Raw genomic sequence first — 21,155 nt, 5'->3', positions numbered from 1 at the left:
CAGCCCGGCGCCTGGACACGAGCGTGGGACGTCGGCTGGGATGAGGGCGTGACCACCGATACCGGGACCGAAGTCTTCGAAGAGCACCGCCCCGTTCTCATGGGTGTCGCCTACCGCATGCTCGGGCGTGTGGCGGACGCCGAGGACGTACTCCAGGAAGCCTGGTTGCGCTGGTCCGACGCCGACCGGAGCGCGGTGCGCGAGCCACGCGGCTACCTGGTGCGGGTCACCACCCGGCTCGCCATCGACCGGCTCCGCCGGATCAAGGCGCGCGGCGAGTTGTACGTCGGCCCCTGGCTGCCGGAACCGCTGGTCACGGATCTCGCGCAGACCGTCCCGGACGCGGAGGAGCGGGCCGTCCTCGCCGACTCCGTGTCGTTCGCCGTGCTGGTCGTCCTGGAGACGCTCTCGCCGCTCGAACGCGCGGTGTTCGTCCTGAGAGAGGCCTTCGGCTGTCCGTACGCGGAGATCGCCGCCCTGCTCGACCGCGGCGAGCCCGCGGTGCGCCAACTGGCCGGCCGGGCCCGCAGGCACGTCGGCGAACGGCGGCCGCGCTACGAGGTCGACCCCGTCCAGCGGCGCGACCTCACCGAGCGGTTCCTGGCCGCCGCGGCGGGCGGCGACCTGGAGGGGCTGATGTCGCTGCTCGCCCCCGACGCCCGCCTGGTGGGCGACAGCGGCGGCAAGGCCAGGGCGCCGCTGCGGGTCCTGGAGAGCGCCGACAGGGTGGGTCGCTTCCTGGTCGGCGTGGCGCACAAGGGCATCCCGGATCCGTCCGTCCGCTTCCTGGAGGTCAACGGCGGCCCCGCCGTACTGATCCTGTCCGGGGGCAAGCCCGACAGTGTCTTCCAACTGGACGTGGCCGACGGGTGCATCCAGGCCGTCTACATCGTCCGCAATCCCGACAAGCTGCGGTCCCTGACCGCCTGAGCCTGCGGGCTCCCGGCGCCCGCACGGCTGTCCCGGCACCGACGCCCGCACAGTGTCGCGGCCCCCGTCCCGGCGACGGGGGCCGCGTCGTGGTGCCCGGAATCCGGTGCCGCGCGCGAACGGCTCGTGAACACCGTGCGACAGGCTCCTGTGCGCTGTCCGAGGGAACGAGGATTGGTCTTGACCAAGGGTGGCGGCCGCCTTATCGTCGCAGATAAGTACAACAACCTTTAATAAACAAGGGCGCTAAAACGCCGCCGGATCACGGCGATTGCGGAGGACAGGGTGGGGACCACGCAGCTGGAATCGGTGCCGGAGCCGAAGTACTGGCATCTCAAGACCGTGCTCAGCGAGGCACTGGACTCCGAGTTCTCGGTGGGCGAGATCCTGCCCAACGAACGGGAGCTCGCCGCCCGCTTCGGCGTGGCCCGCGCCACGCTGCGCCAGGCGCTGGAGCAGCTGGAGCTGGAGGGCCGGCTACAGCGCCGCCGCGGCGTCGGCACGACCGTCGCACCGCCACGCGTGGGTGTCGCCGTAGACACCGAGCGGCACGCCTGGCCGGAGGCGGCCGGCGACGCCTGGCAGAGCGTCGACTGCTCCCGGGCCGTCCCACCGTCCGCGATCGCCGACGCCCTGGCGACCGGCCACGAGGAGCCCGTGCACGTGGTGCGCCGGTCCCGGATGAGCCACGGCCAGCCGGTCGCCGCCGAACTGCTCTACGTTCCGGACGCGTCGGTGCCGGACCTGAGCGCGATCGACGCGCCGTCCGGGCCCGCACGCGCGCGTGCCGTGCTGCGTGAGCTGCACCGCCTCGAGCTGGAGGGCCAGGACCGCTCGGTCGAGCTGGGCTCGGCCCGTGCGGACGACGCCAAGGAGCTCGACCGGCTGCCCGGCGCCCCTGTCCTCGTCGTCACCACCCGCTTCGTCGCCCAGGGAGGCACGGCCGCGATCTCCGTCGCCACCTACCGCGCCGACACCTGCCGGCTGACCTTCGGGGACTCGGGCGGCGTGGAGATACATCACGGACCGCACCGGCAGGCCTCCTAGCCCACGGGCCCGCCCTCGGCGGCGGACCGTCACCGCGGGCGGCCGGCCGTCATCGGGAGCGGCGAGCCGTCACCGTACCTTCCACCGCGAACAGCTGCTCCTCGACGTGGTCGAGCGCCAGCCGGAGCGCGCCCGTCGCCACGGCCGCCTCGCCGAGCATCGACAGGGTCACCTTGGGCGGCCGCAGGCAGTAGCGGTCCAGTTCACGCCGCAACGGCTCCAGTACGCCGTCCAGCCCGGCCGCCCAGCCGCCGACGACGACCAGTTCCGGGTCCAGGGCCAGCGCCAGCGCCGCCACGTCGTGGACGAGCCGCTGAATGAACCGTTCGACTGCCGCGCCGGCCCGCCGGTCACCCCGGCGGGCCAGTGCGAAGACCTCGGCCACCGCGCGCTCGTCCAGTGGATGCAGCGGCTGGTCCGTCGTCGACAGCAGCGTCTCGGGGGTCGCCTCCCGGCCCAGCAGGTGAAGCGCGCCGATCTCACCGGCGGCCCCGCCGAACCCGCGGTGCAGCCGCCCGCCGATCAGCGAACCGGCGCCCGGGCTCAGCCCCGCCAGCACGAAGACCATGTCGTCGGACTCGGTGGCGGCACCCTTCCAGTGCTCGGCCACCGCCGCCGCGTTCGCGTCGTTCTCGACGAGCACCGGGCACTTGAACGAACGGCTCAGCCGTTCGCCCAGGCGCAGGCCGGTCCAGCCGGGCAGCGCGGTGCCCAGCCGTACCGTGCCGTCCGCCTCGACGATCCCGGGCGTGCCGACCCCGACGGCCCGCAGCGAACTGCGCGGGACACCGGCCCTGCGCAGCAGTTCGGCGACCGCGCCGCGCAGCCGCTCCAGCCGCTCGTCCGCCTCGGCGGTCTCCTCCACGTCCTTGGCCTGGGAGCCCACCACGCGGCCGTCCAGGTCGGCCAGCAGCGCGGCGACCCGGTGCGCGCCGATCTCCAGGCCCAGCAGGTGCCCGGCCTCGGCCCGGAACCGGAACCGGCGTGCGGGCCGCCCCTGCCGTCGTGCGGCGCCCTCCTCGGCCGCCTTCTCGACGACGAGTCCGGCCTCGATCAGGCCCTCCACGACGCCCTCGACCGTCGGCCGGGACAGCCCCGTCACCCGGGTGATCTCCGTGAGCGTCGCGCAGTCCGTGGCACGCAGCGCGTGCAGCACCACCGCGGAGTTGATCCTTCGCAGCAGCGAGGGATCCCCGCCGGTCAGCCGCCCCACCGTCCGTCCTCCCAGCTCGTGCGCGCGTTGGGCGGATCGTACTCGGCACGGGCCGGGGCGGCGAGCGCCGGGGACGGCACGAGCGCGCGCCGGCTGAGCACCGGCCGGCCGGGGCACGCTCGCTGACGCCCCGCCAATTGTCAGTGGGAGCCGATTTACTGGAGCACATGGACATCGCGAAGCACCTCGCCGTGATCGACCGGCTGTGCGCCCGGGACTTCCCGGCGGAGCACGGCCGGTCGGACCTCGTCGTGGCGGCCGGCCCCGGCTACTTCGTCGCCGAGTTGGAGACGAGCCACGGCCTGCGGGTGGGCGAGGCCGCCCTCCGCGCGCGTGCCGCGGAGGACTTCCACGCCCTGAAGGAGGCCGTGGCCCGGATGCTGGACGTCCGCCTGGGGCAGCGGCAGTCCCCTTGGAGCATGCTCACCCTCAGAGTGCGCGGCGCGCGGGGCGAGGCGATACCGGAGCCCTGGGCCGAGGTCAGCCTCCGTACCGACGAGCTGAGCCTGTGGGGGCCGGACGGGACCGGCCGGTGGGTCGCCGTCGGCGTCGCCGACCGCGACCGGGCCGACGAGATACAACTCCTCGCGATCGTCACGGACACGGCCCCGCCGTGAGCGGTTCGTCAGGGACACGGCCCCGTCGTGCGCGGTTCGTCAGGGACACGGCCCCGTCGTGCGCGGTTCGTCAGGGACACGGCCCCGTCGTGCGCGGTTCGTCACGGACAACGCGCCTGCCGTGAGCGGTCAGGCGGTCTCCGTGGCCACCCTCAGCCGCGCGAACCCGTCACGGACACGGCCCCGTCGTGCGCGGTTCGTCACGGACAACGCGCCTGCCGTGAGCGGTCAGGCGGTCTCCGTGGCCACTCTCAGCCGCGCGAACTCCTCGGCCATCGTCTCGGCCGTCCAATGCGCGTTCAGCCCGCTCGGGTTGGGCAGCACCCACACCCGCGTGGCCCCGAAGGTCCGTTCCTGCGGCCCCACTTGGGCCGTGCGGTCGCCGAACGCCGCCCGGTACGCGGTGACACCCACCACGGCCAGCCACCTCGGCCGCAGCCGCGTCACCTTCAGCGCCAGCAGCCGTCCGCCCTCGCGGTACTCCTCGGGCGTCAGCTCCTGCGCCCGGGCCGTCGGCCGCGCCACGACGTTCGTGATGCCCAGCCCGTACGACGGCAACTCGCCCTGCTCCGCGGGCTTCATCAGCCTCGGGGTGAACCCCGACCGGTGCAGCACCGGCCAGAACCGGTTGCCCGGCCGGGCGAAGTGGTGGCCGGTCGCAGCCGTCATCAGACCGGGGTTGATACCGCAGAACAACACCCTCAGGCCGTCCGCGACGACATCCGGGACCGGACGGTCGCGGGCGGCCTGGAGCTCCGCCGGGGTGAACCGGGTCAGAGGATCGCCCCCGGCGCGTAGGCCGCGGCCTCCGGGCGCTGCTTCACGATCTCCTCGATCCGGCCCACGACCGCGCCGACCTGGTCGGACGCCGCGCCGGTGAAGGACAGCCTGTCGGCCATGAGCGCGTCCAGCCCCGCGCGGTCGAGCGGGAGCCGGGTGTCGGCGGCGAGCTTGTCGAGCAGGTCGTTGCGCTCGGCGCCCTGCTCGCGCATGGCGAGCGCGGTCGCGACGGCGTTCTCCTTGATCGCCTCGTGGGCGACCTCGCGGCCGACCCCGGCCCGCACGGCGCCCATCAGCACCTTGGTCGTGGCCAGGAACGGCAGGTAGCGGTCCAGCTCGCGGGCGATCACCGCGGGGAAGGCGCCGAACTCGTCGAGCACCGTCAGGAACGTCTCCAGCAGCCCGTCCAGCGCGAAGAACGCGTCCGGCAGCGCGACCCGGCGCACCACCGAGCAGGACACGTCGCCCTCGTTCCACTGGTCGCCCGCCAGCTCGCCGGTCATCGAGGCGTAGCCACGCAGGATCACCATCAGGCCGTTGACGCGCTCGCAGGAGCGGGTGTTCATCTTGTGCGGCATCGCCGAGGAGCCGACCTGGCCCGGCTTGAAGCCCTCGGTGACCAGTTCGTGCCCGGCCATCAGCCGGATCGTCTTCGCCAGCGAGGAGGGCGCCGCCGCCAGTTGCACCAGCGCGGTGACGACCTCGTAGTCCAGCGAGCGCGGGTAGACCTGGCCGACCGACGTGAACGCCCGCGAGAAGCCGAGGTGCCCGGCGACGCGCCGCTCCAGCTCCGCGAGCTTCGACGCGTCGCCCCCGAGCAGGTCCAGCATGTCCTGGGCCGTGCCCACCGGGCCCTTGACGCCGCGCAGCGGGTAGCGACCCAGCAGCTCCTCGACCCGCCCATGGGCCACCAGCAGCTCGTCCGCCGCGGTCGCGAACCGCTTGCCGAGGGTGGTGGCCTGCGCGGCGACGTTGTGCGAGCGGCCGGCCATGACCAGCTCGCCGTACTCCGCGGCCAGCCTGCCCAGCCGGGCCAGGACGGCCACCGTACGGTCCCGCATCAGCTCCAGCGAGAGCCGGATCTGCAACTGCTCGACGTTCTCCGTCAGGTCGCGGGAGGTCATGCCCTTGTGCACGTGCTCGTGCCCGGCGAGGTCGTTGAACTCCTCGATCCGCGCCTTCACGTCGTGCCGGGTGACCTTCTCGCGCTCCGCGATCGAGGCCAGGTCGACCTGGCCGAGGACCCGCTCGTAGTCGGCGATCGCCTCGTCCGGCACCTCGATGCCGAGGTCCTTCTGGGCGCGCAGCACGGCGAGCCAGAGCTGCCGTTCCAGCCTCACCTTCTGCTCGGGCGACCAGAGCGTGGCGAGCTCGGCGGAGGCGTAACGTCCGGCGAGGACGTTCGGGATGCGGGGCTTGGCGGGCGCTGAAGTCACGTAGACGGATTCTACTGGCGATTCGTGCAGGCCAGCGACGCGGGGGTGTTCGTGGGAAGCTACGAGAGCTCCGCGTCGGCTGCCGTCGGCGGCTGCGCGAAGTCTTCGTAGGGCAGCAGCTCGGGCCGCTTCGCGGAGCGGCCGTCGCCCGAGGAACGGCCGGTCAGGCGCCGCCCTATCCACGGCAGCAGATGCTGCCGGGTGAAGCGGGCGTCCGCGACCCGGCGGGTGAGCCAGTCCGGACGCGCGGTCGTCGGCATGGGCGTACGCCACTCGGTGTCCTCGGGCTCGTGGCCGAGCGTCTGCCACACCGCCTCCGCGACCCGGCGGTGGCCCTCGGCGGTCAGGTGCAGCCGGTCCACGTCCCACAGCCGGGGGTCCGCGAGCGACGACGCCCCGTACAGGTCGACGACGAGCGCGCCGTGCCGTTCGGCGAGCTCGTCGACGCAGGCGAACAACTCCTCCATACGGGGCCGGAAGCGCTCCAGGACGGGGCCCTGCCGGCCGGGGCTGCGCATCAGCACCAGCCGCTCGCACGACGGCGCCAGCCGCTCCACCGCCTCCGTGAGCAGCCCCTTGACCCTGCCCATGTCGCACTTGGGCCGCAGCGCGTCGTTGAGGCCGCCCACCAGCGTCACGACGTCGGCCCGCATGGCCGCCGCAGCCTCCACCTGCTCGTCGACGATCTGCCCGATGAGCTTGCCGCGCACGGCGAGGTTGGCGTACCGGAAGCCGGTCGTGCGGGCGGCCATCCGCGCCGCGAGGAGGTCCGCCCAGCCGCGGTACGAACCGTCGGGCAGCAGGTCCGACATGCCCTCGGTGAAGGAGTCGCCGATCGCGACCAGGCTGGTGTACGTGGGATTCTTCTGCATGGCGTGAGCGATGGTATCCCGGCGGCACAGCGCCATACCAAGCGGTTGGTTCCGCCTGCGTCAGGCCGTCCCGGTCACCCCTGCCGGTCCGAACAGCTCCCGCAGCACGTCCTCCATGGTCACCAGGCCCGCCAGCCGGCCGTCGGCCCCCAGGACCGCCGCAAGATGCGTACGGCTGCCGCGCATCGCGGTGAGCACGTCGTCCAGCGGAGTGCCCTCACGGACCCGGGCGATGGGGCGCATGTCGCGCAGCCGGAACGGCTCTCCTCGCGGCGAGGCGTCCAGGGCGTCCTTCACATGCAGGTAGCCCACGATGTGGCGTCCCTCGTCGACCACGGGGAAGCGCGAGAAACCGGACTCGGCCGACAGCCGCTCCAACTGCTCCGGGGTGACTCCCAGACGCGCGTGGACGACCCGCTCCAGCGGGAGCACCACGTCGCGCACGGGCCGGCTGCCCAGCTCCAGCGCGTCGTGCAGCCGCTCCTGCGCCCGGTCGTCGATGAGGCCCGCCGCGCTGGCGTCCTTGACGATCTGGGCCAGCTCCGAGTCCGTGAAGGTCGACGAGACCTCGCCCTTGGCCTCCACCCGCAGCAGCTTGAGCAGGCTGTTCGCGAACGTGTTCACTGTGAAGATCACCGGACGCAGCGCCCGGGACAGCGCGACCAGCGGCGGTCCGAGCAGCAGCGCGCTGCGCACCGGTTCCGCGAGCGCGACGTTCTTCGGCACCATCTCGCCGAGCAGCATGTGCAGATACGTCGCCAGGGCCAGTGCGATCACGAACGACACCGCGCGGCCCGCTCCCGGCGGCACGCCCACCGCGTGGAACACCGGCTCCAGCAGGTGCGCGATCGCCGGCTCGGCGACCACACCGAGGACCAGGGTGCACAGGGTGATGCCGAGCTGCGCCGCGGCCAGCAGCGCGGACACGTGCTCCAGGCCCCACAGCACGCTCCTGGCGCGCCGGTCGCCCTCCTCGGCGTAGGGCTCGACCTGGCTGCGGCGCACCGAGATCAGCGCGAACTCGGCGCCCACGAAGAAGGCGTTGACGACCAGGGACGCCAGCCCGATCAGGATCTGTACGGCGGTCACCGGCCGGCCCTCTTCTCGTCGTGCGTGTCACCGCGCGGACGGTCGGCCCGCTGTGCGGGTCCCCCGCGGTCCTCGCGGTGCTCGCTGTGCTTGCCGTGCTCGTCGTCGAGCGGCGCGTGCAGCAGCACGCGCGCGGCCCGGCGGCCGCTCGCGTCCACCACGTCCAGCCGCCAGCCGGCGACCTGGAGGATGTCGCCGGTCTCGGGGATCCGGCCGAGCTCGGTGGCGATCAGGCCGGCCAGGGTCTCGTACGGGCCCTCCGGCACCCGCAGCCCGACCCGCGCGAGTTGGTCCACCCGCGCGGAACCGTCCGCCGAGTACAGGCCGCGGCCCTCCTCGTCGGCCCCGGCCGGGGCCAGGTCGGGCGTCTCGTGCGGGTCGTGCTCGTCGCGCACCTCGCCGACGACTTCCTCGACGATGTCCTCCAGCGTCGCCACGCCCGCGGTTCCGCCGTACTCGTCGATGACGACCGCCATCGTGCGCTTGCCGGAGAGCCGGTCCAGCAGCCGGTCGACGGTCAGCGACTCGGGGACCAGGAGCGGCTCGCGCATGATCTCGGAGACCCGGGTGCGGGTGCGGCGCTCGGCGGGCACCGCCAGCACGTCCTTGATGTGGGCGGTGCCCACGACCGAGTCGAGGCCCCCCTGGTGGACGGGGAACCGCGACAGCCCGGTCGCCCGGGTCGCGTTCGCCACGTCCTCGCAGGTCGCCTGGGCGTCGAGGGCCACGACCTGGACGCGCGGGGTCATCACGTTCTCCGCGGTCAGGTCGGCCAGATTGAGGGTCCGCACGAACAGCTCGGCGGTGTCCGGCTCCAGGGCGCCCTTCTTGGCGGAGTGCCGGGCCAGGGCGGCGAGCTCCTGGGGGCCGCGCGCGGAGGCGAGTTCCTCGGCGGGCTCCACGCCGAGTCGGCGCACCACGCGGTTCGCCGTGTTGTTGAGGTGGGTGATGAAAGGGCGGAAGGCGGCGCTGAACCAGCGTTGCGGGTTGCCCACCCGCCTGGCCACCGCGAGCGGCGAGGAGATCGCCCAGTTCTTGGGCACCAGCTCGCCGACGACCATCAGGAACACCGTGGACAGGGCCGTGCCGAGGACCAGTGCCACCGTGGTCGCGGCGGACCGGGACAGGCCGAGCGCCTGGACGGGACCCGCGATCAGCTTGGCGATGGACGGTTCGGCGAGCATGCCGACCACCAGATTGGTGACGGTGATGCCGAGCTGCGCCCCGGAGAGCTGGAAGGTCAGGTTCCGTGCGGCCTTCAGCGCGCCGGCCGCGCCACGCTCACCGCGCTCGGCCGCCCGCTCCAGGGCACCGCGCTCGACGGTCGTCAGCGCGAACTCGGCCGCGACGAAGGCGCCGCAGGCGAGACTGAGCAGTACTGCCACCAGCAACAGGAGCACGTCGGTCATCGGGTCACCCCCGTCCTATGGTCGGGCAGGACAGGGACAGGCGCGCTGTGTCGCGCTCGGGGAGGCTCGCCCATGGGCGGACGCTCACAACCTTTCATGGAGGACTGGGTGTCCCTCAAGAGTAAAAGAAGGGCAAAGAAGGGGGTTCCCTCAGTCCGTCAGGGCTTCACCCAGCGCCGCCAGCGCTCCTCCGGCGCGTAGCCCGCCGCCCGCCAGGCGTGGTGCGCGGTCTCGTCGCGGGTGAGCACCATGGCGTCGCCGCGCCGCCCGCCGAGCCGCAGGAACCGCTCCTCGGCGGCCGCCAGCAGGGCCGAGCCGATGCCCTGGCGCCACCGGTCCGGGTGCACGGCCGGCCGGTACAGGTGGCAGCGCCAGCCGTCGAATCTTGGCTGCTCACAAACATGGCCCGTGTCTACAGTGGCTTGACCCAGCGCCGCCAGTGGTCCTCGCGATGGTAGCCACCCGCGGCCCATGTGTGGTGTGCCTGTTCGTTGGCCTCCAGGACCATGGCGTCGACGCGGCGCCCGCCCAGGGTGGCGAAGCGTTGTTCCGCGGCTTCCAGCAGGGCGGTGGCGATGCCTTGCCGACGGTGGTCGGGGTGTACGGCCAGTCGGTAGGCGGAGCATCGCCGTCCGTCGAAGCCGGCTATGACGGTTCCGGTGAGCAGGCCGTCGCGCTCTGCGAGGAGCAGGGCTTCGGGGTCTCGTGTGATGAGTCGGGCCACTCCGTCGTGGTCGTCGCTGATGCTCGATCCCTCCGCGGCGTCGCGCCAGAACCGCAGCACGGTGTCGATGTCGGAGAGGGTGGCGCAGCGGATGTGAAGATCGCTCATGGGGTGAGCCAAGCAGAGCGCCGACCTGTCCGGCGAACGGTTTCCGTGCCTCTTTCCGACGACCGGTGTGGTCCTTTACCGATGCGCAAGTCTGATGCGACTGGTGAGATCGGCCCGAGCAACTCGGGTGGAGCCACGGCTGTGCCCGGGTGACGGTCGTCACGGCCCCTCAAGCCGGGCTGCCAGATCCTCGGGCAGAGCGTCCCGATTGGTACGGGTCACTTGGACGAGCGTGATGTCAGGGCGCTGCTTCAGGGCGTCGGTGAACGGGTCACTGTGGGCGTGGACTGTGGCAACGATGTCGATGTCGGACTCGAACAGGCACCGGACCGTGTCCTGGAACGCGGTGCACGCCAGCTCCATACGCCCGAGCTCGTCGATGAGCACGAGATCTCCAGGAGCAGGATCCGCTGCAGCCGACCTGAGCGGCGGCAGCGCGAGCCGCTCCATGACGCCCAGATCGACGCCGTACCGGCCCACCCGCGGTGGGCCCGGGAAGTCGACATGGGCGAGCACGGCTCGCAGACCGCCCTCCAGCGTCTCCAGCGCGAAACCGCTCCGGGTACCGCCGTGCCGTATCTCCTCCGTGGTGAAGCCGACAGCCCCACGGGTGCGCAGGAGCGCTGCCAATCGGCGGACAATGGTCGTTTTGCCCGCGCCGGGGCGTCCCTCGAGCAGGATTCTCGTCGGCATCTCGTGCTCCATGTCGGGTCCGTTTTACGGGAGCTCAGGGGCGTGTCGTTAGGCGACCATGCGGCGATCCCCCGACGCCGCAGCGGGGAGGACGACGACGTCTCGCCACCGCTGACCTGGTCGGCGGTGCCGGACGGCACGTCGGAAGGTCCGGCCGGATGGGCTGGGGCGGACCGATGCCTCCGCCGGGCACGGGGCACACCGCTGCTTCGGCAAGGCTGCCGGGATGTTCGCCAGGCGCGCTTGGGGTCCCGCGTGCCGCATTGCTCACCACCAGACGCGACCGGCCAGCAGGGTGTCCGTGGTCAGCTCGACGCGCTCGCCGTTGGCGTCGTAGCCGAACATGCGGGTGGGCGCGTTGAGCGCCTCGGTGTGGCTGGGATAGGTGAAGTAGAGGAGTTCGCCGCAGTGTTCGGCGGCGTCGTCCAGGAGCGACTCCTGGCAGGTGCCAAGGACCGTGATGCCGTATTCCTGCGTGCATTTGGCCAGGGCCGCGAGGACCTCCTGGCGATGGTGCGTGCCGAGGGAATCGCCCAGTTCGTCGAGGATGAGCACGCGGCCGCGCGGATGGGGTGAAGCGAGGAGCGCGGCCAGGACCAGATGGATGGAGAACAGCTTCTCCTGCGCCGAGTTGGTGACGTTGTCGTAGGGCAGCAGGGGGCCGTGGGGAGTACGCCGCCAGTACGGTGTCACTTCGCAGCGCCACACGTCCTGCAGGGAGGGCGGCGGGGTGAGCGCACGGTGGAGTTCGGCACCGTACAGGCCGGCGTCGCGGTTCAAGGTGGCGAGGGCGTCTTCGATGTCGTCCAGGGCCTGTTCGAGCCGCAGGGCGATGCTGCCTTGTATGGTGCGCAGGCTTTCGCGAAGGTCGGCGACTTTCTGCTCGCCGAAGGCGATCCGGTCGGCGCGCTCGGCGCGCTCGGCGGCGATGCGCTGGGCGGCCGAGGCGTCGGAGTCGGCGAAGCGGTCGAGCCAATCCTGCAGAGCGCGGGCGGGCGATGCGAACGCGGTGGCATCGGCGGACGGGCGGCCGGCACTGTCGTCGCTGAGATTGCTGCGGCGCCGGACGGCGTCCTGGAGTGCGGCGGTCGGCGCGCCGGCACCGGTGTCGATGTCGATACCGACTGATTCGAGGGCGTGGTCGAGGCGGCGGCCGGCGCGTTGGCGCAGGGTGCTCTCGCTGCGGCGTTCGGGGTGCGGGGGCTGTCCGTTCCCGGCCACGGGTGAGGTCGTGGAGCGGCGCAGGGCGCGGAGGGCGGCTTCGCGGCTGCCGCCGTGTTCTTGCCAGTGGGTGATGTCGAGAGCGGCGATCTGCTTCTCGAGGGCTGCGTGTTGTTCGGCGGCCTGCCGTTCGACCGACCGGGCCTTGTCGATCACGCTCTGGGCTTGAGCGTGCTGGAGAGCACGGGTCGCGTGGGCGACGGCCGCTTGCCGCAGGGCGCTCTCGGCAGCGTCCCGTGCCTGCTTGCGCGCCGCGGTCTTGCGCTGGAGAGTGGCGAGTTCGCGTTCGAGCGCGGGGCGCTGGGACCTTAGGTGAGCGGCCGAAGCGGCGGCCTCCAGGCGCCGGAGCAGTTCCTCGCTCTGCGCTTCAGCCTCCCTGGCGCGGTCACACAGCCGGTGCACAGCGGTGAGGTCCTGCTCCGCCCGTGCCACCCCGGTGCGAAGGCGGTCGACGAAGGCGGCTCGGCCGGTGAACGGTTCGGTGAACCCGCCCACCACGTACAGACCGAGGGCGTCGTCGACCGCCGTGTCCGGGCTGTGTTCCAGCCGCATGCGCGTGGCCAGGGCATTCAGGAAGCCCCGAACGGGGTCGTCGGCGTGTTCATTCGTATCGTCCGGTACGGCGATCAGGACGGCGCCCGGTTGGTCGGCCAGGGCTCTGCGGGCGGCGGGGACGTCGGATGCCCTGATGCACACGGCGTCGCCGTACAGCGCCAGGCGCGGTCCCCATGCGGAGCGCTCCTCGTGAGGCAGGGCCAGCCCGTCGAGCAGCCCCGTGGCGCTGATTCCCGCAGTGCTCAATGTGTCGGTCGTCCGTCCGGCGGGGCCGTAGCGTCCTTCTACGGCCCGGGAGAGGTCGTCGCGGGCGTGCTGAAGCCGCATGCCGGCCTCGGCCAGGCCGACCTCGCAGGCGACGGTGCGCTGATGGGCCCGTTGTGCCTCGTGGCGGGCGTCATCGAGATCCCCCCGGGCCCCGGCCGCGGCATCCTCGGCTTCCTGGAGCGCCCGGTTGAGCGAGGCGAGCCGGTGACGTGCACCGCACTCGTCCTCGTGGGCCAGATCCAGCAGCCGCTCGGCGGTCTGCTGGGCAAGTTCTGCCTCGTCGCGCCGGTGTTCCAGGCGCGCAGGGTCTTCGAGCGCGTGCTGAACGGCTTCGGCCGATGAACGCTCGTCCCGGGCTCGTTCGAGCGTCTCGGCCTGATCGTCCAGCGCGGTGTGCAGCTGCTCGACGCGCTCAAAAGCGTCGAGCAGCCCGCGTGCGTAGTGCAGGGCCCACAGATCCTGAGCGCGGGCGAGTTCCTCGCGCGCGCTGCTGCGCTGGGTGACGGCGCGCAGGGCCCGCTCCTCGATCGCGTGACTGTCGACGTCCTCCGTCCGGCCGGTCTGCAGCTCGCGCTCGGCTTCGCTCACGTCATGGCGCAGGGAGGCGTCGGTATCCAGCAGGGAGGCGCGGCCGGTGAGTCCGATCAGTGCGGTGCCGATGCCGGCGGGGGTGAACAGGCCGGTGTCGAGCTTGAGCAGGGAGGGCCCGCCGCGCCGTTTTCCCCGGGAGGTCAGGAAGGCGAGGCAGCGGGGGACGGGACCGTACAGGGCGGTCGCGTACCGGGTGGCTCCCAGCGAGGACGCCGATGGCAGTCCGCGGTAGATCTCGGCGGCCTGATGATGGCGTTCGTCGTCGTCCTGGGCGGTGGCAAGGTGAATGCCGGGAGCGTGCCGGACCTCGACGTAGGTCGGAGTGGCGGACAGCTTCATCCATACGGTGTGGGCGGTGCCGGCGACGTCGTCCGGGGCAGCGAAGAGCCCGGCGATGTAGCCGGTGGTCGCGGGCGCGTAGCCCTGGGCGGCCACCCCGGCGGTCTGCGGTTCGAAGAGCAGGTCCGCGACGGTGGCCGGACCGCTGCTGTGCATCCGCCATTCCGGATCGCCGAGGAGCAGCGCGACGGAGGCCAGCCAGCTTGTCTTCCCGGACTCGTTCGCATCCCTGGGGCCTTTTCCGGAGACGGCGACGAAGCAGCCGGGGATGAGCCCGACCGCGGTGGAGGGGTGCCGGGCGATGTCGAACGTCTGGACGCACAGCAGCTGCCGGTCGTCGATGATCCCCAGGCTCATCGGGGCATCGTCCGGGGGCGACGCTTCTTGCGGCGGGGTGACGGTGATCATGGTGCTGTCTCGCGCCAGGGGCCTGGTCGGCGGCCGGGGTGCGGCTGTTCCTGGCGGCGCCGGCGGATGGCCCGTGCGTTCATGGAGTCGGGCCGGGTGACCAGTACCAGGTCCTCCCACAGCCGGTTGGACTGCGCGTCGGTGAGGCGCAGCAGCGCGGGGCCGGGCAGCAGGGTGCGGTGGAAGCCTTCCCGCAGCAGGCGTCGTGCCTTCAGGCGGCGTACCGCTGGACGGAGTTGTTCGTAGGTGAAGTACGGGTTGGCGTACAACTCCTCGACGCTGGTGCCCGGGCCGTCCGTGAGCCAGGTCGCCGAGCCGTGCACGCCGCGGGCCCTGGGGGCCGCCACGGTACGCAGCAGCACCAGCACCAGCACCGCCCGGTCCACCGGGGGAAGGACCCCGATGCCCTCGGCGGCCAGGCGCTCGGCCACGCCGTCCTCGTAGCCGCTGGTGAAGCCCTGCGTCCCGTGGTGCTCGCGGATCAGCAACACGCGGCCCAGCCCGGCCAGGCGACGGGCGACGACCGCCCGCAACGCGTCGCTCTGCAGCGCGGGAAAAGCCTCGCGGGGCACGAGCCCGTCAGCGGTTTCCACTGCTGCTACAGCGGCCTGGACCTGTGCCTCGTCATGGTCGGACAGCGGTGCCTCAGTCATACTCGTCCTCCTCGATCGGCGGGGCGTCCGCGGCGTCCCACATCGGCGGGGCGACGTCCGGGCCCGGGAGCAGGTCGTGGAAGCGCCGCATGGTCTCGGCGAAGGTGCCGGGCAGCGCCGCCACCGCCGGCCCCAGCCGCAGTCGGCGACCGTCGCGGATGATCAGCAACAGCCACCGCAGCTCGCCGTCGAGGGCGGCCTTGGCAAAGTTCACGTCCAGCCCGATGTCACCGGCCGTGTCCAGGATCTCGGCCCGCTCGAAAGGACGGCCCGGGTACGGGGGCAAGCGTGGGTCCGGCCACGCCTGAGCCAGACACAGGGCGAAGGTGATCGTCTGGGTCGGGGTGAGCCGGGCGACCGGGTAGGTGCCCAGTTCCTCGGGAACCGGAGTGTCCGACCAGCCCAGCACGAGCGCGCGGCCAGGCAGGCCCGGACGGCTGACGGCACCGGCCGGTGCGGGCCACGGGCAGTCGCACTCCACCAGATGACGCCCTGCGGCACGAGCCACCTCGTCGGCCTGCGCCACAAGGTTGGCCGGAAGCGTGTCAGGGGGGAGTGCGCCGCCTGCCCGGGCGGCTGCGAGGATCAGCGCCGCGTCAGGATTCTTCATCACCTTGTCCGCTTGCCACCAGGTCCGGCGGCGGCAGGACCGCCGGGATGTGTGTGCGGTGCACCGTGACCGGGTGCAGGTGGGTCACCCATGCCTCACGGTCGATGATCAGCTCGGTGCCCATCTCCAACCGGTACGGGGCGTGGCGATCGGCATCCAGCATGATCAGGTCGGTCAGGAGCCGGACGGCCCGCGGCCAGCGTGATCGACGCAACTCCTCCGTCATCTCGGCCCGGTCCTGCTCCAGGAGCATGCGGTCGGCGGCCCGCTCGCGCCGTGCCCGTTCCTGCACCGCTCGCTCGGCCACCGCGCCGAACGGATCCCGGTCGGCAGACCCCTCGGGCACCGGGGGCCGGTAGCGCACCCGGTGACGAGGCACGAACGCCTCCAAGGCGTCCACCACAGCCCCGGGGTCGAGCCACACCTGCGGCGCATCTGCCACCAGCGCAAGGCCGGCCTCCGCCAGCTGCTCCGGCGGGGCGTTCCGGGCGGCCTCCAGGTACTCCTCGGCCGACAGGACGTCGAATGCCAGCGTCGTCCCGGCGCGGTCCAGCACACGCAGCAGAGCCTGTGCGGCCCAGTGCGCGTACCGCTGCTCGGCCTCGACCATGACGACGGCCTGGTGGGCGAGGTCGACGTCCTTCGGGAAGTGGCGGTTCACATCGTGATTCAGGCGCAGGACCCGATGGTCCAGGTCCTGATGGTGGTACTGCCACTGGTCCTCCATCAGCTCCTTCAGTGTGCCGTCGAGGACCAGCGCTTCCAGCTGCACGGCGAATGTCTGGAACACCCACTGGCAGAAGACGATGTTGTGGGCGACCGCTTCACGGTCAGGATGGTCGCGGTCGAGAAGCTCCTGCGTACGGTCCAGCAGGGCGATCAGCTCGTCGATGCCGCCGCGGCTTTCCAGCCGGTCGCAGATCATCAGGAAGACCGCGCCGAGCGGATGGAAAGAGTGCCGCAGCTGGTGCTTCTTGGACCGGTGGGGACGAATGAGCCGCTCGTTCTCGAAGACCTCCCACCGGGACTCGAACGCCTCCACCGAATAGGCGGGAGAGGCATGCTGCCTGATCCACTCCCACACCTCGGTCTTCGTCGCCCCGCCCTGCGCGCTGTGGGCCGCGAATCCCTCCGCGATGTCCCGGGTGATCTGCCGATGCGTACGGTCGGTGACGGTGCCCCCACTGTGCCGGGCAGCCGCCCCCACAAACGTCCGCAGGTTGTCCGACTGCTGAGCGTCGCTCAGCCGCCGGTTTGCGTCGACATGGGTGTTGTCGTGCACGGGACTCACGCCATGCCCCCTTCATGCAGGGCCCTCCCGTGTCATCATCCCCGCACCAGGTGCGGCTTGCCAGCCAATGACCGGATGTGCATGTGGCGTCCACGCTGGCCTGGGCCCTCGCCGGAGAGATCCGCCCACAGCGGAAGGGAGCTCTGCTGGAGTCGGCTCCCGCGCACGGTGCACCTAGCGGCGGGGACCGCATCGCCGGGCCCGCGGGGGTGCGCACATCGCCCGGTGCAAGGTGTTCCCGGTCGTCGGGCGGCGACCGTCGCGCGGCCGCCTGCCCACAGCACGAGGGGGAGGATTTCACCGAGCCGGACTCTGGCCACTGCTTATCGGGACTCGCGGACTTGTCGTCGAGGCCGGCCCAAGAACGACTACCGGCCGGAGAGGATCGCCTTCCAGATGCGGACGCCGATCCGGTGCCGCACCCGGACGCCCGAGGTCGGCGACGTCCGCGAGTGGTGATGGACCAGCGGCTGGAGGTCAACGCGCCCTACCGGCTCCGCGCAGCCCAGGGCGTCCTCGGCCTACGGAAAAATTACGGCGCCGTCGGGAAGCCGCCTGCGACAAGGCCATCGCGGTCGGTGGCCCGCCGAAGCCCGCGACGACCGTGCCGGCCAGTCCGCCGTCCTGCTCCGCCAGCAGCAGGGCCTCCGGGTCGCGGGCGAGCAGGCGGGCCATGCCGTCCCGGTCGTCGCTGATGCTCGAGCCCTCCGCGGCCGTCGTCCAGAAGGCCAGCACGGTGTCGAGGTCGTCGGCGGTGGCGGCGCGTATGTGCAGATCGCTCATGCGCCGACCACACCGCGCACCGCCGCCCGCAAGGATCAATTCCGGCATCCGGACGCTCGCGCACCGCCGCTGTTCCGTCACTCGTGCGCGATCGCCGCCAGCACGTTCATCCGGGAGGCGCGCAGCGCGGGCAGCAGGGCCGCCACGACGCCCACGAGCGCCGAGCCGACCACCACCGCCACGATCGTGCTCCAGGGGATGGCCAGCGCCTTCATGCCCTGCAGGGCCAGCACCCGCTGGGTGCACAGGCCCCACACCAGGCCCAGCCCCAGCCCCAGCACCGCGCCGAAGACCGCGATCACCACCGCCTCCAGCCGGATCATCCGCCGCAGCTGGCGGCGGGCCAGCCCGATGGCGCGCAGCAGACCGATCTCCCGGGTGCGCTCCACCACCGACAGGGCGAGGGTGTTGACCACGCCCAGGACCGCGATGACGATCGCGAGGCCCAGCAGCGCGTAGACGAGGTAGAGCAGGACCGCGATCTGGTCGTGTACCAGCTTCTTGTAGTCCGCCTGGTCGCGCACCTCCACATTGGGGTACGGAGTCAGGGCCTTCTCCAGGTAGGAGCGCAACTGGCCGGCGCCGGTGCCGGGCGCGGCGTTCACGTACAGGGCCGCGTCCGGGGTGCCCGGCACGTACTTCTCCAGGGTCCCCATGCCGAAGTACACGCCGCCCTCGATGCCGAACCCCTCGGCCGCGTCCTGTTTGGTGAGCGCCGCCACGGTCAGCCTGGCCTGCCGTCCGCCCTGGAACTCGACGGGCAGCACGCTTCCGGGCCGCGCCCCGTGCTTCCCGGCGAAGCGGGCGTCCATGGCGATGTGCCCGTCGGCGAGGGCTGCCGCCGTGTCGCCGTGGACGTACTTGATGTGGGCGACCGAGTCGAGCCGTGGGTCGTATCCGGAAGCGGTGGTCTCGACGCGCTTGCCGTCCGGCAGCCGCAGGGCGACCGCCGCCAGCCGCTGCCGTACGACGGTGCCGGCGCCCCGGGTGCCGCGCACCGCGTCCGTGACCTCCGCGGAGAACGGCAGGAAGTTGCGGTTCTGCACCACGTAGTCGGCGCCCAGCACCTTGTCGATCTGGCGGTCCAGGGAGCGGGTCATGGAGGCACTGGCCACGGACAGCCCGCCGACCAGGGCCAGGCCCACCATCAGGGCGGCGGCGGTCGCACCGGTCCGGCGCGGGTTGCGCAGCGCGTTGCGCTGGCTCATCCGTCCGATGGACCCGAACAGGGCCGGGAAGGCCCCGCCCAGCACCCGGATCAGCGGGCGCACCAGCAGCGGCCCCGCGGCGACGGCGGCGACCAGGGTGAGGACGATGCCCACGCCCAGCAGCGAGGCGGCGGTCGCGGTCCGGTGCGCGGCGGCGCAGCCCGCGAGCGCGGCCGCGCCGGCCGCCCCCACCCCCGCGCCCGCCACCGCGCGCACCCGCAACGGCCGCCCCACCCCGGCCACCTCGGCGTCCGCCAGGGCCGCCATGGGCGAGACGGTCGCGGCGCGGCGGGCCGGGAGGTAGGCCGCCAGGAAGGTGACGCCGATGCCGACGGCGTACGCGGCGAGGGGCGTGCTCCACCGGATGACCATCTCCGTGGTCGTCAGGTTCATGCCGAAGGCGCTCATCAGCCGGATCAGCCCCTCCGCGAGGCCGATCCCGGCCGCCAGCCCCACAGTGGAGCCGACCACGCCGAGCAGCACCGCCTCGGTCAGCACCGAGCGCCGGACCTGCCGCCGGTCGGCGCCCAGGGCCCGCAGCAGGCCCAGCTCGCGGGTGCGCTGGGCGATCAGCATCGAGAAGGTGTTGACGATCAGGAAGACGCCGACGAGGACCGCGATCCCGGCGAATCCGAGCATGACGTACTTGATGATCTTGACGAATCCGCCGAGCCGGGCGGCGGCGGACTTGGCCTGCTCGCTGGCGGTCCTCAGGTCGTAGCCGCCGGCGCCGACGGCCCGGCCGACGCGCTGCTTGAGCTCGGCGTCGGTGACGCCCTTGGCCGCGTCGACCGAGATGCTCGTCGCGCGGGCGGTGGAGCCGAGCAGCCTGGCCTGCGCGGTGGGGGTGTCCAGGAAGAGCCTGGCCGCGCCCGGGTTGGTGGTGGTGAACGCGGCGATGCCGACGACCCGGACGCGGAACGAGCCGGGCTGCGCCTGGACCGCGAGTACGTCGCCGATCCGCACGTCGTCGTGTCGGGCGGTGTCGGCGTCCAGCAGGGCCTCGCCGTCGCCGTGCGGGGCGTGGCCGGAAGTCAGCCGGACCGGGCTGCGGTCGGTGACCTGCCAGTTGGAGACGATGGTCGGGGCACCCGTGGTCGGGCCGACCGGCTCGTTGCGGCTGTCGACGACCATGGCGTTCTGGACGGCCACGTCCACGTGCGTCGCCGCGACGCCGTCGACCCCGGCCACCCGCTGGGCGAGGGACGCCGGCACGGTCTGCACGACCCCGGTGGGCAGCGCGGACTTCAGTTCCTGTTTCGGCGCCACCGTCACATCGGCGGCGGTGGAGGCGAAGAGCCGGTCGAAGGTGCGGGCGACGGTGTCGGAGAAGATCAGGCTGCCCGTGACGAAGGCCACGGACAGGATGACGGCCAGGGCCGAGAGCAGCAGCCGCCCCCTGTGGGCCAGGAAGCTGCGCAGTGTCGCCTTGAGCACCGGATCAGGCCTCCTCGACGGCGACGCCGTCCCCGTCGAGCCGGTCGCGGACCACGTCGTCGAGGCCGGGGGTGGGGACGACTCCTCCGGCGAACAGGCGCATGCGCTCCAGCACGGCCTCCGCGGTCGGATGCTCCATCGCGTCCACGATCCGGCCGTCCGCGAGGTACAGCACCAGGTCGGAGTGGGCGGCGGCGTTCGGGTCGTGGGTCACCATGACGACGGTCTGCCCGAGGCTGTCGACGGCGTCGCGCAGGAAGCCGAGCACCTCCAGACCGGCCCGCGAGTCGAGGTTGCCGGTCGGTTCGTCGGCGAAGATCAGCTCCGGCCGGGAGGCCAGGGCGCGCGCGCAGGCAACGCGTTGCTGCTGGCCGCCGGACAGCTGGGACGGCCGGTGCTCGAGCCGGTTGCGCAGCCCCAGCGTGTCGATGACCTCGTCCAGCCACTTCTCGTCGGGCCTGCGGCCCGCGATGTCCATCGGCAGGGTGATGTTCTCCAGCGCGTCGAGGGTGGGGATGAGGTTGAACGACTGGAACATGAAGCCGATCCGGTCCCGGCGCAGCCGGGTCAGTTCGCGGTCCTTCAGGCCGGTGATCTCGGTGTCGCCGACCCAGACCCGACCGGCCGAGACGGTGTCGAGCCCGGCCAGGCAGTGCATCAGCGTGGACTTCCCGGAGCCGGAGGGGCCCATGACCGTGGTGAAGCGGCCGCGCGCGATGTCGACGTCCACCGAGTCCAGCGCGAGCACGGTGGTCTCGCCCGATCCGTATGCCTTGGTCAGTCCGCGGGCGCGGGCCGCGATCCCGTCGGCCGACGCCAGGCCCGGCGGCGCAGCAGGTGTGGACACGGGGGCCTCCTTGAGGGTCCTTCGACC

Annotated in this window: 18 protein-coding genes and 1 pseudogene; 3 read left to right on the top strand and 16 right to left on the bottom strand. The window is 72.3% G+C overall.

Annotated features, from left to right (window positions below):
• The first annotated feature begins 48 nt into the window (after positions 1-48).
• Together ACFY4A_RS21125 and ACFY4A_RS21120 are read left to right on the top strand one after the other, a co-directional pair.
• Complete coding sequence (locus ACFY4A_RS21125) at positions 49-930, top strand: RNA polymerase sigma-70 factor (RefSeq protein WP_390830909.1); 882 nt, start codon at positions 49-51, stop codon at positions 928-930.
• Between the two features lie 285 nt (positions 931-1,215).
• Positions 1,216-1,977: a GntR family transcriptional regulator gene (locus tag ACFY4A_RS21120; RefSeq protein WP_390830908.1), complete on the top strand. Its 762-nt coding sequence runs from the start codon at positions 1,216-1,218 to the stop codon at positions 1,975-1,977.
• Between the two features lie 49 nt (positions 1,978-2,026).
• Here the strand turns inward: ACFY4A_RS21120 and ACFY4A_RS21115 are convergent, their stop codons facing one another.
• Positions 2,027-3,190, bottom strand: coding sequence for an ROK family transcriptional regulator (locus ACFY4A_RS21115; RefSeq protein ID WP_390830907.1), 1,164 nt, complete (start codon positions 3,188-3,190; stop codon positions 2,027-2,029).
• Between the two features lie 167 nt (positions 3,191-3,357).
• Between ACFY4A_RS21115 and ACFY4A_RS21110 the strand changes: the two genes are divergently transcribed.
• A complete protein-coding gene (locus ACFY4A_RS21110) occupies positions 3,358-3,807 on the top strand; it encodes a hypothetical protein (protein ID WP_390830906.1) in 450 nt (149 codons plus the stop codon).
• A gap of 228 nt (positions 3,808-4,035) precedes the next feature.
• Here ACFY4A_RS21110 and mug read toward each other — a convergent pair whose 3' ends face one another.
• The 15 genes and pseudogenes from mug to ACFY4A_RS21035 form a co-directional block, all read right to left on the bottom strand.
• A complete protein-coding gene (gene mug / locus ACFY4A_RS21105) occupies positions 4,036-4,584 on the bottom strand; it encodes a G/U mismatch-specific DNA glycosylase (protein ID WP_390830960.1) in 549 nt (182 codons plus the stop codon).
• Positions 4,581-6,023 carry an adenylosuccinate lyase gene (purB, locus tag ACFY4A_RS21100; RefSeq protein WP_390830905.1) on the bottom strand — a complete coding sequence of 481 codons (1,443 nt, stop codon included), beginning with the start codon at positions 6,021-6,023 and terminating at the stop codon, positions 4,581-4,583. Before purB ends, mug begins: the two co-directional genes overlap by 4 nt.
• 59 nt (positions 6,024-6,082) lie before the next feature.
• Positions 6,083-6,895 (bottom strand): SGNH/GDSL hydrolase family protein, encoded by an 813-nt coding sequence (locus ACFY4A_RS21095; RefSeq protein ID WP_390830904.1) that lies wholly within the window; start codon positions 6,893-6,895, stop codon positions 6,083-6,085.
• Between the two features lie 60 nt (positions 6,896-6,955).
• The gene (locus ACFY4A_RS21090; RefSeq protein ID WP_390830903.1) at positions 6,956-7,984 is read right to left on the bottom strand and encodes a hemolysin family protein; all 1,029 of its coding nucleotides are present in this window, start codon (positions 7,982-7,984) and stop codon (positions 6,956-6,958) included.
• Positions 7,981-9,393, bottom strand: coding sequence for a hemolysin family protein (locus ACFY4A_RS21085; RefSeq protein ID WP_390830902.1), 1,413 nt, complete (start codon positions 9,391-9,393; stop codon positions 7,981-7,983). Before ACFY4A_RS21085 ends, ACFY4A_RS21090 begins: the two co-directional genes overlap by 4 nt.
• 158 nt (positions 9,394-9,551) lie before the next feature.
• Positions 9,552-9,866, bottom strand: a complete 315-nt coding sequence (locus ACFY4A_RS21080; protein WP_390830901.1) for a GNAT family N-acetyltransferase — start codon at positions 9,864-9,866, stop codon at positions 9,552-9,554.
• A complete protein-coding gene (locus ACFY4A_RS21075; RefSeq protein WP_390830900.1) occupies positions 9,806-10,225 on the bottom strand; it encodes a GNAT family N-acetyltransferase in 420 nt (139 codons plus the stop codon). Before ACFY4A_RS21075 ends, ACFY4A_RS21080 begins: the two co-directional genes overlap by 61 nt.
• A gap of 159 nt (positions 10,226-10,384) precedes the next feature.
• A complete protein-coding gene (locus ACFY4A_RS21070) occupies positions 10,385-10,918 on the bottom strand; it encodes a nucleoside-triphosphatase (protein ID WP_390830899.1) in 534 nt (177 codons plus the stop codon).
• Between the two features lie 267 nt (positions 10,919-11,185).
• Positions 11,186-14,248 carry a hypothetical protein gene (locus ACFY4A_RS21065; protein WP_390830898.1) on the bottom strand — a complete coding sequence of 1,021 codons (3,063 nt, stop codon included), beginning with the start codon at positions 14,246-14,248 and terminating at the stop codon, positions 11,186-11,188.
• Between the two features lie 47 nt (positions 14,249-14,295).
• On the bottom strand, positions 14,296-14,952 hold the full coding sequence (locus tag ACFY4A_RS21060) for a hypothetical protein (protein ID WP_390830897.1): 657 nt from the start codon (positions 14,950-14,952) through the stop codon (positions 14,296-14,298).
• Positions 14,945-15,562, bottom strand: coding sequence for a hypothetical protein (locus tag ACFY4A_RS21055; RefSeq protein WP_390830896.1), 618 nt, complete (start codon positions 15,560-15,562; stop codon positions 14,945-14,947). Before ACFY4A_RS21055 ends, ACFY4A_RS21060 begins: the two co-directional genes overlap by 8 nt.
• Positions 15,549-16,853: a hypothetical protein gene (locus tag ACFY4A_RS21050; RefSeq protein WP_390830895.1), complete on the bottom strand. Its 1,305-nt coding sequence runs from the start codon at positions 16,851-16,853 to the stop codon at positions 15,549-15,551. The genes ACFY4A_RS21055 and ACFY4A_RS21050 overlap by 14 nt, the downstream gene beginning before the upstream one ends.
• A gap of 582 nt (positions 16,854-17,435) precedes the next feature.
• Positions 17,436-17,636, bottom strand: a pseudogene (locus tag ACFY4A_RS21045) (GNAT family N-acetyltransferase); the annotation flags it as partial.
• Positions 17,637-17,713: 77 nt separating this feature from the next.
• Positions 17,714-20,281, bottom strand: a complete 2,568-nt coding sequence (locus ACFY4A_RS21040) for an ABC transporter permease (protein ID WP_390830894.1) — start codon at positions 20,279-20,281, stop codon at positions 17,714-17,716.
• Between the two features lie 4 nt (positions 20,282-20,285).
• On the bottom strand, positions 20,286-21,128 hold the full coding sequence (locus ACFY4A_RS21035; protein WP_390830893.1) for an ABC transporter ATP-binding protein: 843 nt from the start codon (positions 21,126-21,128) through the stop codon (positions 20,286-20,288).
• Positions 21,129-21,155 lie beyond the last annotated feature (27 nt).

Source organism: Streptomyces sp. NPDC001292 (assembly GCF_042896465.1).
Lineage (GTDB): Bacteria > Actinomycetota > Actinomycetes > Streptomycetales > Streptomycetaceae > Streptomyces.
Note: the sequence above shows the minus strand (reverse complement) of the source record. Positions and strands in the feature narration are given on the sequence as shown.